The organism is Nocardia flavorosea, from assembly GCF_015477805.1.
In the GTDB taxonomy this organism is placed as follows: domain Bacteria; phylum Actinomycetota; class Actinomycetes; order Mycobacteriales; family Mycobacteriaceae; genus Nocardia; species Nocardia flavorosea_A.
The window spans coordinates 294,801-309,486 of record NZ_JADLQL010000006.1 but is presented as its reverse complement, the minus strand read 5'-3'; the positions used below and the strand labels follow the sequence as shown (position 1 = coordinate 309,486).

The window sequence follows — 14,686 nt, the reverse complement described above, 5'->3', positions numbered from 1 at the left end:
GTAGTGGCCCTGGCCGCTGCAGGAAACGGTCAGATTTTTTGGCAAGTCCGGCCGCGTAGCGGACGGCTCGCCTCGGTGAAGCGGGAACCCGCCTCAGGGCCGTGTGGTTCAGGAGGAGTCCCGGTCGTTCACGGCCGGGAGGAAGTCAATTCGACCAGTACGGCGGCACGTGATGACGGAGGAGGTCGGTGTCACGGGCGGCGGCAAGCCATTCATGGACCTCACGGTCGCGTTGCACAGCTTTGGCGAGGCCCTCGCTGTCGAGGACGAGCGCTCCGCTCACGCGGCAGTCCCCGTCTGTGGATCGGTGGCGCCGGTCAGTTCTGCTCGCTTGGCGGCCACCGCTGCGGCATCGGCCGGTCCATTGCGTTCCTCGAAGGCCTCGATCAGTTCGTCGAGATTGTCGCGCTCGATCTGGCGTTGCGCTGCTTGCTCCAGGTACGCAGATACACCTCGTTTGCCGGCTCGCTCCCGGATCGTTTGCAATGTTGCGGCGGTAAGGCTGACCGAGATACCGCTGCTGGGCCCAGCGCCGGGTGGAAAGTCAGCATCCATGACGAGAATTTAGCGTTTGAATGCCAATTGGGCAGGGCTGAGGCCGAATGGTATTCGGTGCGCGTCGGTACGGTCATCCGTTGGTGGAGGCGGTTCGGCCGGCGCGGAGGGCGAAGCCGTCGCACAGGGCGGTCAGGCCGAGGTGCAGCAGGTCCAGCTGGGCGAACCGGTTACCGGTGCCGTGTAGTTCCGCCAGGGCGGGCGGGGTCGGGTGGATGGGGTATCCGGCCAGTAATGAACGCAGTCCGTTCTCTTCGGTCTCGTCGGTTCCCTTGCGCGTCACCAGGGACGAACTGATGTGGGGGAGGGTGGCGCCGGAGATGTAGTTCCAGACCGCGAACGACATCTCGGTGGCCTCGTGGGTGGTGACCCCGAGTTCGCGGAAACCCTCGACGAGCCAGGCCAGGCATTCGAGGCTGCTCGGCCCGAAACTGTAGCGGGGGGTGGCGAAGGCCAGCAGTACCCAGGGGTGCCGCTGGTACAGGTCCCAGTCGATCTCGCCGGCGATCCGGACCCGGTCTCGCCAGGTCCAGTTCTTGCCCTCGACCGCCGGGTACGGGTAGCGGCCCGCCACCTCGTCGGCCATGGCGGCGATCAGGACATCCTTGTTCGCGATATGCCGGTACAGCGACATCGCTCCCACGCCCATCCGGTCGGCGATCCGCCGCATGGACAGTGCGTCGAGTCCGTCGGTATCGGCGAGGGAGATGGCGGTATCGACGATGGCGGCCTTGGTGAGCTTCGGTTCGGTCATCGGATATCTGGTTTCGGGAGCGGGTCCGGCATGCGTACACTGTACCCCGGACCATGCGTACGCCGTACGCACCAGAGAAGGGGAGTGGTTGATGACGAACGTGGAGGCAGTGCACGCCGCGCCGGAGGCGGGCGGCTCGCGGCGTGCCTGGCTCGGTCTGGCGGTTCTGGTGTTGCCGGTGCTGCTGGTGTCGATGGATATGTCGGTGCTGTTCCTGGCCTTGCCGACGCTGACCGTCGACCTGGACCCGTCGGCCGCCCAGCAACTGTGGATCCTCGATATCTACGGATTCCTCATCGCCGGCCTCCTCATCACCATGGGCAATCTGGGCGACCGGATCGGCCGGCGGCGCATTCTGCTGGCGGGCGCCACGGTATTCGGCATCGCCTCGGTACTCGCGGCGTTCGCGCCGAGCGCCGCGGTGCTGATCGCGGCCCGGGCGCTGATGGGTATCGGCGGGGCGACCCTGCTGCCTTCCAGCCTGGCACTCATCACCACCCTGTTCCCCGACGCCCGGCAGCGCGCCACCGCCATCGGCGTGTGGACCGCGTTCTTCGCGGGCGGTTCGGCCGTGGGCCCGATCATCGGCGGGGTGCTGTTGCATCACTTCCCGTGGGGCTCGGTATTCCTGATCAACGTCCCGGTGCTGTTGGTTCTGCTGGTATTCGGGCGGATACTGCTGCCCGAACACCGGGCCACCGCACTGGGCCCACTGGACCTGCCGAGTGTCGCTTTGTCGATCGGCGGCATTCTGCCGGTGGTGTATGCGATCAAGCACGCCGCCGAATTCGGCATCGACTCGGTGGCACTGATATCGGCAGTGCTCGGCGGCACACTCCTGACCTTCTTCGTACGCCGGCAGCGGCGGATCAGTGAACCGCTGCTGGACCTGCGACTGTTCGGCCACGGCCGGTTCTCGGTTGCGATCGGGTCCAGTCTGGCCGGGATGATGTCGCTGGCGGGCCTGAGCTACCTGTCCAGCGTCTACCTGCAATCGGTCACCGGCCGTGACCCGCTGGCGGCCGCGCTGCTCGGTATCCCGATGGCGATCACGGTCTTCGTGTTCTCGATGACGGGATCGCGGGTGGCGCAGTGGCTGGGTGTCCGGCTCGCTTTCGCCTCGGCGCTCGTGGCGGCCGCGGTCGGCAACCTGATGTTGTTCGGTGTCGGCGTGGACGGCGGCGTCGGCTGGTATGTGGCAGGGTCGGCCATCGCCGGTGTCGGGTATGGGGTCGTGTTCACCCTGGTGTCGGAAGTGTCGGTCTCCTCGGTGCCGCCGGAGCGGGCGGGTTCCGCGGTGGGGATCTCGGAAACCAGTTTCGAACTCGGCAACGCGCTCGGTCTGGCGTTGCTCGGGTCGCTGGCGGCGGTGATCTTCCGCTCCGGTGGCGATTTCGGCCCGACCATCGGCGAAACCATCCAGCACGCGGCAGACGACCCGGACCTGGTGCACTCGGCACGCGAATCGTTCGTCAGCGGTATGCATGTGGCGACCACGGTCGGCGCGGCTGTGCTGGTGGTGATGGCGGCGGTCGTGCTGGTCAGCCTGCCGCGCCGGACCCGCGAGGCCGAGCGCGAACCCGCCGGGCACGCGTAGCCGGCCGTCGGCGTCTTGTCGATACATTCGCCTCGCGTCGATACACCCGGCGGGTGAACCAACCGGGCTCCCTCCGGACCGGCCGAGCCGCTGCGGCGGTGGCAGGCGACCGCGGACAGGCGACCGGCGCGTTTTGCCGCGGGCGGCCTACGGGCGTGACAGTTTGCCGCCGGCGCTACGCGGTCGGGGACGAGCTCAGGATTTACCGGTGGTTTCCCGAGCTGCGATGTGTCCGGTGCGGGCGTTGTTCGGCATGCCGTTCGCGCCGGCGGTTTCGGCTCGTTCGACGATCCGGCGGGCCTGCCGGGCCACCGCCTCGTCGATCAGGAATCCGTTCGAATCGAGAGCGACCCCGGATCGGGCGCCGTCGAGTGCCGTGAGGACCGCCCGGGCCTGCTGTACTGCTTCCGGTGCCGGGGTGAACACGTCCCGCGCCGGTTCGAGCTGCGCCGGATGGATGCACACCCGCCCGACGAACCCCAGCTCCGCGAGGGTGCGGGTATCGGACCGGAAGGCGTCGAGATCCCGGAAGTTCCGCGAGACGGCGGCCGGGGGCGGGTCGATTCCGGCGGCGACACTCGCGGCGACGACCTGGCTGCGCGCGAAAAGGAGTGCGGTGCCCACGGGGCCGGCTTCGAGCCCGAGGTCGGCCGCCAAGTCCACCTCACCGAGTTGCAGAAACCGCATGCGGGGTGCGCGCGCGATATCCGGTGCGGCGAAAATGCCCGCGGCGGTTTCGATCATGGCCGAGAGGGCCGCGCCGGGACCGGCGGTGCGGGCCAGCAGGGCGTCGACGTGCTCGACCTCCGCGGCCGACCCGACCTTCGGCAGCCAGATTCCGGTCAGGTGCGGGTGGGCGACCGCCCGGATGTCCTCGTCCTGCAGGGCACCCGGGTTCACCCGCACCCATACCTGCACGCGCCCCGGATCGGTGCCGGCGACCCAGGACGCGACCTGGTCGCGAGCCTCGGATTTGCGCGCGGCGGCGACGGCGTCTTCCAGGTCGAGGACGATGGCGTCGGCGCCGGAGGTGAGAGCCTTACCGAACCGCGCCGGCCTGTCGCCGGGGACGTAGAGGTAGGTCAGGGCTCGGGTCATCCGATCACTCCGGTGCCCGCCACCAGGGCCTTGGCGATCACGGTGCGCATGATGTCGTTGGTGCCTTCGCCGATCGACATGAGCGGAGCGTCGCGGTAGAGGCGTTCGACGACGAATTCGGTGGAGTAACCGTAACCGCCGTGGATACGCATGGCTTCCAGGCTGGCAGTGATGGCGGTCTCGGAGGCGAAGTATTTCGCCATCCCCGCCTCCATATCGACGCGTTTGCCCGAATCGGCCTGCGAAGCAGCCCAATAGGTGAGCAGCCGGGCGGCCTGCAGGTGGGTCGCGATATCGGCGATCTTGAGCTGGATGGCCTGGAATTCGGCGATCGGCTGACCGAAGGCGGTGCGTTCCTTGGCGTAGGCGAGGGCGGCGTCGTAGGCGGCCTGGGCGATGCCGACACTGCGCCCCGCGATATTGAGACGGCCGATCTCGAGCCCGGACAGCGCCTGTTGCAAACCGCGGCCTTCGGTACCGCCGAGGAGCGCATCGGCCGGGACGCGGACGTCGTCGAGCAGGATCTCGCAGGATTCGGTGCCTTTGTAACCGAGTTTGCCCAGGTCGCGCTGGACTTCGAAGCCTTCGGTTTCGGTGTCGATGAGCAGGATGCTCATCCCTTTGTGCGGCGGGGTGGCGGTGGGGTCGGTCTTGACCAGAACCGGCAGGACGTTGGCGTGGCGCGCATTGGTGATCCAGGTCTTGGCACCGTTGACGATGTAGTGGTCGCCGTCGCGGCGGGCGGTGGTGCGGATGCCCTGTAGATCGGTGCCCGCACCGGGTTCGGTGAGACCGATACCGGTGCGCCATTCGCCGCTGGCCAGTTTGGGCAGAAGATTGCGTTTCTGGTCCTCGGTGCCGTGTTTGCCGATCATCCAGCACGACAGATTGTGGCTGCCGACGATGCCGGCGATACCCATCCAGCCGCGTGCCAGTTCTTCGTAGACCAGCGTGAACGACACCTTGTCCAGATCGATTCCGCCGTACTCCTCGGGAGTGGTGATACCGAACAGGCCCATGGTCTTCATATGCTCGACGATTTCGGTGGGGTAGCGGCCGGACCGCTCCCACTCATTGGCGACGGGCACGATCTCCTTGTCGACGAAATGGCGCAGCGCCTTCCGGAAATCGAGCTGCTGTTCGTTGAACGTGAAATCCACGGTGGGCTCCTGAAGAATTGTCAGTTCTGGGCGGCGATGGTCGCGGCGAGGTCGAGCACCGCGGACAGGCCGGGCTCGTCGGCGAGGGCGAAGACGCGGTCGGCGAGCTCGCCGGCGGCGGGGTGATCGGCACAGTTGGCGGAGAACTTCGCCCGCAGTTCGGTGTCGTCGAGGGGCAGTGCGACGGTGCCGCGACTGCCCGCTACGCGGCCGTGCAATATCCGGCCGTCGTCGAGGGTGATCCTGGCGTGCCCGGGTGCGGCGGCCGCGGGGCCGCCGATACCGGATTCCACGACTCGCACCTTGGCGGCGGTGGCGAGAACGGCCGCGCGGGCGATCGATTCGGCGGTATAGGTGGCGATATCGACGGTGCCGTCGTGGATGAGTGCGGCCACGCTCCACGGCAGGTCGAATTTCCCGTCGTAGGTGCTGCGCGGGGCGGCGACGCCCGTATTCGGCCCGCAGACGATCGGGATGGAATCAGGGTGTAGGTGTACCTCGATCTCGGTGATACGGGCGGGATCGACCATGCGGCCGGCGAGGGCGGCGCCGACGGCATCGAGAGTGACGTGCATGAGCTGACAGCTCGGATAGGGTTTGATCCCGATCGCGGCGGCTTCCCACCGGGAGCCCAGTCCCGCTGTCACAGCAGTGATATCGGAGTCGCGGGCGGACAGTGCGGCATATAGACCCCGCCGGCCCTCCAATACCGACGGCGGTCCGCCGGCCCCCGCGGCAGCGAGGCGCGCGGCGAGGATCCCGTTCAGGGTGGCGGTGCCCGGATGCAGGGCCTTGGTGTCGGCGTCGGTGTCGAGGAATTCCAGCAGGCCGCCGGCTGCGGAACCCGCGATACCGATTGCGTCGACCAGCTGATCGACGGTGAGACCGCACAGTGTGCCGGTGACCAGTGCGGCGGCCAACGGCCCGACGACGCCGGTGGCGTGCAGTCCCCGGCTGTGGAAACCGTGCGGGCTGGCCAGGCCGAGCCGGCAGGCGGTTTCCAGGCCGACCGTGGTAGCGGTCAGGATCTGCGCGCCGCTGGCGCGGACCTGCTGTCCGACGGCGAACGCCGCGGGCAGGGCGACCGCGGTGGCGTGGACGAGAGCACCGGCGTGCGTATCGTCGAAATCCAGTGCGTGCACCAGGACGGCGGTCGCCATACCGGCAGCGGGCGCGGAGTGGGCCTGGTTGCCGGTCAGCGGCCGGGCTTCGGGTGGACCGCCGAGCGCCGCCGCGACAGACCACCCGGCCCGGCCGTGGCCGAGCCGGCGGGCGGCGACGGCATTGCCGATACCGTCGAGCAGGTGACGGGTGGTCGCGTGCCGGACATGGCCGGGCAGATCGCCGAAAGTGAGCTGCCCGGCCCATGCGGCCAGATCCCGGGAGGTCATGCGGTTTCCGCGGGCGCCGGGCCGAAGGCGCCCCGGGCGGTGAGCTGGGCGATCTGGTCGGCGTCGTACCCGAGTTCGCCGGCGATGATGTCGTCGAAATGCTCGTTACGCGCCGGAGCGCGCCGGTATTCCGGCCGTTGTGCGCCGAACCGGACCGGGGAGGCGAGCTGGCGGACGGTGTCGTAGACCGGGTGGGTCGTCTCGACGATCAGATCCCGGGCGACGGTATGCGGTTCGGCCATCGCCTGTGCCACGTCGTTGATGGGTCCGGAGGGCACACCCGCCGGACCGAGCAGCGACAGCCAGTGCGCGACGGTATTCGACGCGAACACCTTTTCCAGGATCTCGAGCAGGTCGCCCTGGTGGATTCCGCGTTGGGTGAAATCGGTGAAGCGGGGGTCGCCGGCGAGTTCGGGGTGTCCGATGGCGACCACCAGCCGCTGCCAGAACTTCTCCTTTGCGCAGCCCACGATGAGCCATCCGTCACTGGCCTCGAAGGCCTGGAACGGCACCAGCGAAGGGTGCGCGGAGTTCTTCGTGCGCGCCGGTTCGAAGCCGGCGTTCATATGCCAGGTGGCGGGGTAGGTGAGCAGCGACATCGCGGTGTCGTAGAGGGAGACATCGCAGTCGCCACCGATACCGTCGCGCCGGGCGGCGTGCAGGCCCGACAGCAGGCTGAGTGCGGCGACGAAGCCGCCGGAGAAATCGACGAGGGAGAGCCCGGATTTGGTGGGCGGGCCGTCCGGATCGCCGGTGAGACTCATCCAGCCGGCCAGGCCCTGCAGGATGTAGTCGTACCCGGGTTCTTTCGCGCGCGGGCCGGTCATGCCGAAGCCGGTGAGGCTACAGCAGACGATGGCGGGGTTGAGATGCCGGAGATCGGCATAGGTGATGCCGATCTTGGCGGGTACGTCGCCGCGCAGGTTGGAGTAGACGGCGTCGGCGGAGCGGACGAGGTCTTCGAAGACGGCGCGGCCGGCCGGGTTCGATACATCCAGTGAGAGGCTGCGTTTGTTGCGGTTGAAGGTTTCGAAGAACAGCGAATCTTCGCCCTGGTTGTAGGGCGGGACGTAGCGGCCGACATCGCCGCCCGCGTTGGGGTCTTCGATTTTGATGACGTCGGCGCCCAGATCGGCAAGGTGGACGCTGCCGAACGGACCCGCTCCGTACTGTTCGAGCGCGATGATGCGGACGTCTTCGAGCGGTTTCATGACCGGGCCTCCTCGGTGTCCTGTTCGGCGGGCAGTTCCAGCGGGCCGTTCACGGCCTGTGGGAAATAGTCCTGGCCGATGCCGCCGGCGCGAGTGGCGACCATGACCGAACGCTTCCACGAAATGACCTCGACGCCGTCCTGGTTGAGCCCACGGGTGATCATCGAGACGATGCCCGCGTACGGCCGGGATTTCGATTTGCGCAGGCCGGTACAGAGGCTCTCGGCGTAGAGGGTGTCGCCGGCGTAGACCGGGTGCGACATCTTGATATCGGTGAACGCGAGATTGGAAATCGCGTTCTGGCTCATATCGAGCACCGAGATCCCGAGGATCACCGCGACCGTGAGACCCGAGTTAACGATGACCCGGCCGCCGGTGATCGGGTTCTGTTCGGCGAGGTGGGTGTTGAAGTGGTTCTGGTTGGTGTTCATCGACAGCAACGTGATCCACGTGTTGTCGGCTTCGGAGATCGTCCGTCCGATGGGGTGCTGGTACACGTCACCCACGACGTAATCCTCGAAGAAGCGTCCGAGGACGGCCTTGTGCACTGCCACCGTGTCTCCTTGGTTCGTTCGGTCGATATGCCTCTCGGACAATACATCAGACATTTAGAACGTCAAGTGCGGAGTTTTGGGCGAACAGCCCCGGTGATAGACGGATACGCCACCTAAAAGGCAGATGTTTACGGTCGTTTGCCGACTGGGATCACTCGGTGCGGAGGCGGTCCATCCGGCGGTAGGAATCGCCCAGATGGTCGAGGTGCCGGCGCATGAGATCGATGGCGGCCATCGAATCGCCTGCCGTCACGACCTCCAGGATCGCGCGATGGTCGTGGTCGACGCACTGCCAGAAACCGCCGGGTGCGGCATCGCGGCCGAACCGGGTCGACAACACGCGGAAGACCGGGGCGGTGATCAACTCCAGTAATGGGTTGCCGGTGGCGCGAAGCAGGACCAGGTGGAATTGCTGGTTCTTGGCGAAGGTCTGCGGTCCCTGGACACCGTCGGGATCGAAAATCGCCGCGCGCAGTTCGGCGAGATGTTCCTCGGTGCGCCGGAACGCGGCGATTCCGGCCGCGGGCACCTCCATGAGATTGCGGACCTCCATCAGCTGGTCCACGGTGACGGCCTCGGCGGCGGCCATCAGCGCGACACCGGTCTCGAGGCTCGCGCTGATATGCCCGACGCTGGGGGTCGCCACGAAGCTGCCGCCGGTGACGCCACGGGTGGTGGTGATCAGGTTCTGGCTCGCCAGCGAGCGCAGCGCTTCACGGATCGTGCTGCGCCCGACCCCGAACTCGGCAGTGAGTTCGGCGTCGCTGGGCAGGCGGGCGCCCTGCGGGAGTTCTCCGGACAGGATGCGTTTGCGCAGCTGCTCGGCCAGGACCGCGTACGCGGGCCCGGATTTGGCGGTCGCCTCGTCTGGCGTCGGTTCGCTCACCGGCTTCGGTCCTTCTCCTGGAAACGGCTGTCGACGCGCCCGAGCCTAGCGTTCCCGTCCGGTTGCGCCGCGTTGGCGTTGACGATCAGGGCACTGTAAACATCCGCTAATTAAGCCATCGATGTCGAGCTGCTGCGGGTGATTCGGTCGTGTTACCGCGAATTTACTTCGAAAACATCTGAGGTATTGCATTCTCCGGCGTGCTGAAGCACGATGGCTCCCATCACCTCGCGCGGTGGTCACCCGCCTTCGCGGACGGCATCCCCCGGTCGGCCGTCCCATCCGCTCCCTCGTGGGCGCCGGAAGAATGGAAATCTGATGAAGAGAATCGGAGTCGATGTCGGCGGCACGTTCACCGACCTCGTGCTGTGGGACGACGACGGGACGGTGATCGTCCACAAGACGCCGTCGACCAACCACGACCCGTCGATCGGCAGCATGGACGGTATCGCGGTGCTCGCCGAACGCGCCGGAATCGACCCCGCCGAGATCGAGATGTTCTTCCACGGCACGACGGTCGCTACCAATATCGTGCTCGAGCACAACGGCTGCGATGTCGGCATGATCACCACCGAGGGTTTCCGCGACCTACTGCATATCGCCAGGAAGAAACGTCCCCTCAACTACTCCAACTACCAGGACCTGCCGTGGCAGAAGTGGCAGCTCGTCCCGCGCCGCAACCGCAGGGTGGTACCCGAACGTATCGACGCGGCCGGCAATGTCCTGGTGCCGCTGGACGAGGACGCCGTCCGCGATCAAGTCCGGCTGCTGCGCGAACGCGGGGTCGACGCCATCGCCGTCGCATTTCTGCACTCCTATCGCAACCCGGCCCACGAGATCCGGGTCAAGGAGATCATCGGCGAGGAATACCCGCAGGTGTTCGTTTCACTGTCCAGCGAAGTCGCACCGCAGTACCGCGAGTACGAGCGGTTCTCCACGGCGGCACTGAACGCCTTCATCGGCCCCAAGACCTCCGGCTATATCGACAACCTCGCGTCGAAAGCCGCCGCGGCACAGGTGGGCGACGATGTGCACCTGATGACGTCGGCCGGCGGTCTGATCACCTCCCGCAGCGCGGCGCAGACCCCGGTCTCCCTGCTGACCAGTGGTGTCGTGGCCGGGCTGCTCGGCGGATGCGCGATCGGCAAGGCCTCCGGCTTCCCCAGCGTGATCACCCTCGATGTGGGCGGCACCTCGGCCGATATCGGTGTGGCACCCGACGGCGCCCTGCGGATGAAACACCTGCTCGATACCCGGATCGGCGACTATCACGCGATGGTGCCGATGGCCGAGGTCGATACCATCGGCGCCGGCGGGGGCTCCATCGCGGTGGTCGACGAGGGCGGTATGTTCCGCGTCGGCCCGCGCAGCGCCGGTGCCGTGCCGGGCCCCGCCTGCTACGCCCGCGGCGGCACCGAACCCACCTCGACCGATGCGATGGTGACCATGGGCTGGCTGCGCGCCGACAGCTTCCTGTCCGGGACGATGGAGATCCGGCCGGAACTGGCCCGCACCGCCATCCAGACCCATATCGCCGATGAACTCGGCACCACCCTCGACGCGGCCGCCATGGGCATCTTCAAAATCCTGGCCCATTCGATGACCGAGGCCATCAGCCTGCATTCGGTGCGCAAGGGTTACGACCCGCGCGAGTTCTCGCTGATCGCCGAAGGCGGTGCGGGTCCGCTGTTCGCCTGGCAGATCGCCGACCAGCTCGGCATCCCGCGGGTGATCGTACCCGGCCACCCCGGTATCACTTCGGCGGTCGGCCTGCTCACCACCGATATCAGGTACGAGGTGCCCACCACCGTGTGGACCTCCTCCGCCGATCCCGATATGGCACTGCTCACCGAGCAGATGGCGCGGCTTTCGCGGGAAGCGGTCGGCCGGCTCGAGGACGACGGTGTCGCGGCCGCGAACATCACCCTCGAACGCAGTGTGGACTGCCGCTACGTCGGCCAGGGCTACGAATTGCGGGTGCCCGCGCCGGACGGCGAAATCGACGATGTCTGGGTGAAAACGGTCGCCGACGAATTCCATCGCGCCCACGGCCGCACCTACTCCCAGCGCTTCGACGACAAGCCGGTACAGCTGGTCAATATCCGGGTCACCGGTGTCGGCGCGGTGCCGCACGTCCGGATCGCCGAGATCGAAGCGGGCGCCGCCGACGCTTCCGCCGCGGTCAAAACCACCACGAAGGCGCTGTTCTGGCGCAACGACACAGCCGAACCCGAATGGCTCGACACCCCCGTCTACGACCGGGCGCTGCTGCTGGCGGGCAACGAGTTCGACGGTCCCGCGATCGTCGAACAGTTCGACTCCACCACCATCGTCGGCATGGGCCAGCACGCGACGGTCGACGCCGTCGGCCACATCATCATCGAGAGGAAGCCCGCATGAGCAAGGCGTTGATGCCCAAGACCGGAGTATCCCTCGCGGGCGAATCCACCCGGACCTGGAACGATGTCGAGGTGGACCCGATCACCCTGCGGGTCGTCGGCGGCGCCTTGCAGTCGATGGCCAAGGAGATGGCGCAGGTCCTCTACCGGATGGCGTATTCGAGCCTGATCCGCGAATCCGAGGATCTCGGCGCCGGCATCTTCGACGTCAACGGCCGCGAACTGTGCGAATCGGATTCGACGCCGATGCACTGCGGTTCGATCCCGGCCTATATCCGCGGTGTGAACCGCAGGCTGGCAGGCACCTACCGGCCCGGCGATGTCATCCTGCACAACCACCCGTATCACGGTGCCGCGCATTCGCCCGACTACGGAGTGATCATCCCGATCTTCTGGGAGGGCGAGCACATCGGTTTCGCCGGCTGCACCGGGCACGTCTCCGATGTCGGCGGTAACTTCCCCGGCCTGTGCATGGACGTGGTGGACGTATGGGCCGAGGGCAAGCTCATGGATTCGATGAAGATCTACGACGCCGGGGTCCGCAATGACTACCTGATCCAGCACATTCTCGACAATGTCCGCACCCCGGAACAGAACCGCGGCGACCTCGAAGCGTTGATCGCGTGCTCGCGGATCGGTGAGAAGCGGTTCATCGAACTGCTCGAGAAGTACGGCCTCGACACCGTCATGAGTGCCGCCGAACGGTGGATGGACTATTCGGAGAATATGCTGCGCAGCCGGATCCGCGAGATCCCGGACGGTAGTTACTCCGCGCCCATCGGCTATCTCGACGACGACGGCAAGAACCGCGGGGTGCCGCTGAAGGTGGCAGTGCGGGTGCAGGTCGAGGGCGAGGACATTCTCATCGACCTCACCGGCTCCAACGACCAGGTGCCCACGGCGTTCAACGTTCCGTTCGAGGGCTCGGTGCTGCCGGTGGCGGTATCGGCGATCCGCACCATCCTGCTCGACGAGGACGTGGTCGAGGATTTCGTCCCGCAGAACGACGGCTGCTTCCGCCCGGTGAAGGCGTACGCCCCGGAGGGCACGATCTTCAACCCGGACTTCCCGGCCTCCTGTTTCGCGCGGTTCTCCCAGGTGAACCGGGTCTTCGACTCCATCAACCTGGCGTTGGCGCCCGTGCTGCCCGAGCACGCGGTCGCCGGTTCCTCGGCGGCGCTGTGCGCGATCGCCTACTCCGGCCTGGCCGCCGACGGCGAATCCTATTGGGTCTACATCGAGATCAACGAGGGCTCCTACGGCGGCCGCAACGGCAAGGACGGTATGGACGCCGTCGACGCGCTGATGGCCAACACCCGGAACAACCCGATCGAGGAACTCGAACTCAATCACGCCATGCGCGCCCTGCGCTACGAGCTGCGCGACGAGCCGCCCGCTCCCGGCCAGTGGCGCGGCGGTATCGGCAGCGTGCGCAAATGGCTGATGGAAACCGATACCTTCCTCGGCTCCGAGGCCGACAACCGGTCCGATCCGCCCGCGGGTGCGCTCGGCGGCCGCGACGGGGTCGCCGGTTCGTTCACCCGCAACGCCGGCACCGACCGCGAGGAACTGCTGTTCTCGAAGGTCACCCAGGAAACCATCCGCGCCGGTGAAACGCTCGAGATCAAGCTGCCCTCCGGCGGCGGGTTCGGCGATCCGTTCGCCCGCGACCCGTTCCAGGTGCTCAGCGATGTATGGGACGAATACCTCACCGCCGAAGACGCCCGCCGCGACTACGGCGTGGTGGTGAACACCGACGACTGGACCGTGGACGAGGCGGCGACCGCCGCGTTGCGCGCGGGGAGCGCGTCCTGACCGAGACCGGGGACCGGGTCGCGCACGGCCCGGTCCCGCACTCTCGGGAGCAGACGTTCGGCAGCGTCGTCGCCTGGATCGACCCGCCCGCCGGCACCACGGCCGACGGGCCGTTGCGCGGGCTGCGAATCGGGGTCAAGGACAATATCGATGTCGCCGGCGTCCCCAGCACCTGCGCATCGGCGTTCTTCGCCGACCGGGTGGCCACTAGCCACGCGGAGGTCGTGCGCAGACTGCTCGCCGCCGGCGCCCGGGTGACCGCGAAGCTGAATATGGCCGAGTTCGCCGTCGGTGTCACCTCCCAGAACTCCGCGGCCGGACCGACCCGCAACCCGTGGAATCCGGCCCACGTACCCGGCGGCTCCAGCGGCGGCTCCGGCGCGGCAGTGGCCGCCGGCCTCGTGGACGCCGCCCTCGGCACCGACACCGGCGGTTCGATCCGCCTGCCCGCCTCGGCCTGCGGGGTCGCCGGGCTGCGCCCGACCGCCGGGTCGGTGTCCAACGCGGGTGTCTACCCGGTCAGCGAATTGTTCGACACCGTCGGGCCGATGGCCCGTTCGGTCACCGATATCGCCCGCATTCACGAGGTGCTCCGTGGCGGAGCCCCGCCGCATACGCCTGCCGCCCAGCGGATCGGTATGCCCGCGGTGTTCATCACCGAAGATGTCGACCCGGCCGTCGCCGCCGCCGTGCGCACCGCCGCGGACGTCTTCGAAACCCTGGGCTACGACATAATCCCGATCGATATCCCCGGCGCAGCAACCGCCCAGGACGTCGTCTACACCCTGATCTACTCCGATCTCGCCGAACGGCACCGCGAACGGATCCGGCGCGCACCCGAACTGTTCCAGCCCGCGACTCTGGAACGTATTTCGCTGGGGCTGCGGATACCGGACTCCGAACGCGCCGCGGCGCTGGCCCGGCGCGACGAATTCCGGCAGGCCCTCACCGTGGTGTTCGACCGGGTGGACGCCGTGCTCACCCCGGCCATGCCCATCGATGTGCCGTTGCTCGCCGGTGGGGCCGATGTGATCGCCCAGTCGCGCCGGATGGGGCAGTTCAGTTATCCGTGGTCGCTGCACGACGGCCCCACGCTCGCCTTACCCATCGGCTTCCATCCCGCCTCGAGTATGCCGATCGGCGCGCAGCTCACCGCGGCGGCGCAGCACGAGTCGATGCTTTTCGAGATCGGTGCGAAATACCAGGGTGTGACGGGCTGGCATGCGGTCCGGCCATACGCTCGCCCGGCGTGACGAATACGGGCAC

13 protein-coding genes are annotated in these 14,686 nt (G+C 67.4%); 4 read left to right on the top strand and 9 right to left on the bottom strand.

Annotated features, from left to right (window positions below; translation table 11 throughout):
• Positions 1–145: 145 nt before the first annotated feature.
• From IU448_RS25415 to IU448_RS25405, 3 genes are all read right to left on the bottom strand, one after another.
• The gene (locus IU448_RS25415; protein WP_228814219.1) at positions 146–283 is read right to left on the bottom strand and encodes a hypothetical protein; all 138 of its coding nucleotides are present in this window, start codon (positions 281–283) and stop codon (positions 146–148) included.
• A complete protein-coding gene (locus IU448_RS25410; RefSeq protein WP_195058211.1) occupies positions 280–555 on the bottom strand; it encodes a hypothetical protein in 276 nt (91 codons plus the stop codon). The genes IU448_RS25415 and IU448_RS25410 overlap by 4 nt, the downstream gene beginning before the upstream one ends.
• A gap of 73 nt (positions 556–628) precedes the next feature.
• Positions 629–1,309, bottom strand: a complete 681-nt coding sequence (locus IU448_RS25405; RefSeq protein WP_195058210.1) for a TetR/AcrR family transcriptional regulator — start codon at positions 1,307–1,309, stop codon at positions 629–631.
• A gap of 91 nt (positions 1,310–1,400) precedes the next feature.
• On the opposite strand from IU448_RS25405, the gene IU448_RS25400 reads away from it, so the two are divergent.
• Positions 1,401–2,906, top strand: a complete 1,506-nt coding sequence (locus IU448_RS25400; RefSeq protein WP_195058209.1) for an MFS transporter — start codon at positions 1,401–1,403, stop codon at positions 2,904–2,906.
• Between the two features lie 195 nt (positions 2,907–3,101).
• Here the strand turns inward: IU448_RS25400 and IU448_RS25395 are convergent, their stop codons facing one another.
• The 6 genes from IU448_RS25395 to IU448_RS25370 form a co-directional block, all read right to left on the bottom strand.
• On the bottom strand, positions 3,102–4,004 hold the full coding sequence (locus IU448_RS25395) for an HpcH/HpaI aldolase/citrate lyase family protein (protein WP_195058208.1): 903 nt from the start codon (positions 4,002–4,004) through the stop codon (positions 3,102–3,104).
• Positions 4,001–5,164, bottom strand: coding sequence for an acyl-CoA dehydrogenase family protein (locus IU448_RS25390; RefSeq protein WP_195058207.1), 1,164 nt, complete (start codon positions 5,162–5,164; stop codon positions 4,001–4,003). Before IU448_RS25390 ends, IU448_RS25395 begins: the two co-directional genes overlap by 4 nt.
• Positions 5,165–5,184: 20 nt before the next feature.
• A complete protein-coding gene (locus IU448_RS25385; protein ID WP_195058206.1) occupies positions 5,185–6,555 on the bottom strand; it encodes an MmgE/PrpD family protein in 1,371 nt (456 codons plus the stop codon).
• On the bottom strand, positions 6,552–7,766 hold the full coding sequence (locus IU448_RS25380; protein ID WP_195058205.1) for a CaiB/BaiF CoA transferase family protein: 1,215 nt from the start codon (positions 7,764–7,766) through the stop codon (positions 6,552–6,554). The genes IU448_RS25385 and IU448_RS25380 overlap by 4 nt, the downstream gene beginning before the upstream one ends.
• Positions 7,763–8,320: a MaoC family dehydratase gene (locus IU448_RS25375; RefSeq protein ID WP_195058204.1), complete on the bottom strand. Its 558-nt coding sequence runs from the start codon at positions 8,318–8,320 to the stop codon at positions 7,763–7,765. The genes IU448_RS25380 and IU448_RS25375 overlap by 4 nt, the downstream gene beginning before the upstream one ends.
• Before the next feature lie 151 nt (positions 8,321–8,471).
• The gene (locus IU448_RS25370) at positions 8,472–9,206 is read right to left on the bottom strand and encodes a FadR/GntR family transcriptional regulator (RefSeq protein WP_195058203.1); all 735 of its coding nucleotides are present in this window, start codon (positions 9,204–9,206) and stop codon (positions 8,472–8,474) included.
• Between the two features lie 318 nt (positions 9,207–9,524).
• Between IU448_RS25370 and IU448_RS25365 the strand changes: the two genes are divergently transcribed.
• From IU448_RS25365 to IU448_RS29235, 3 genes are read left to right on the top strand one after another with little or no spacing between them, the layout of a single operon-like run.
• Positions 9,525–11,606: a hydantoinase/oxoprolinase family protein gene (locus IU448_RS25365; protein WP_195058202.1), complete on the top strand. Its 2,082-nt coding sequence runs from the start codon at positions 9,525–9,527 to the stop codon at positions 11,604–11,606.
• The gene (locus IU448_RS25360) at positions 11,603–13,420 is read left to right on the top strand and encodes a hydantoinase B/oxoprolinase family protein (RefSeq protein WP_195058201.1); all 1,818 of its coding nucleotides are present in this window, start codon (positions 11,603–11,605) and stop codon (positions 13,418–13,420) included. The genes IU448_RS25365 and IU448_RS25360 overlap by 4 nt, the downstream gene beginning before the upstream one ends.
• Entirely contained in the window at positions 13,309–14,673 is a 1,365-nt protein-coding gene (locus tag IU448_RS29235) for an amidase (RefSeq protein ID WP_324188721.1), read from the top strand. The genes IU448_RS25360 and IU448_RS29235 overlap by 112 nt, the downstream gene beginning before the upstream one ends.
• Positions 14,674–14,686 lie beyond the last annotated feature (13 nt).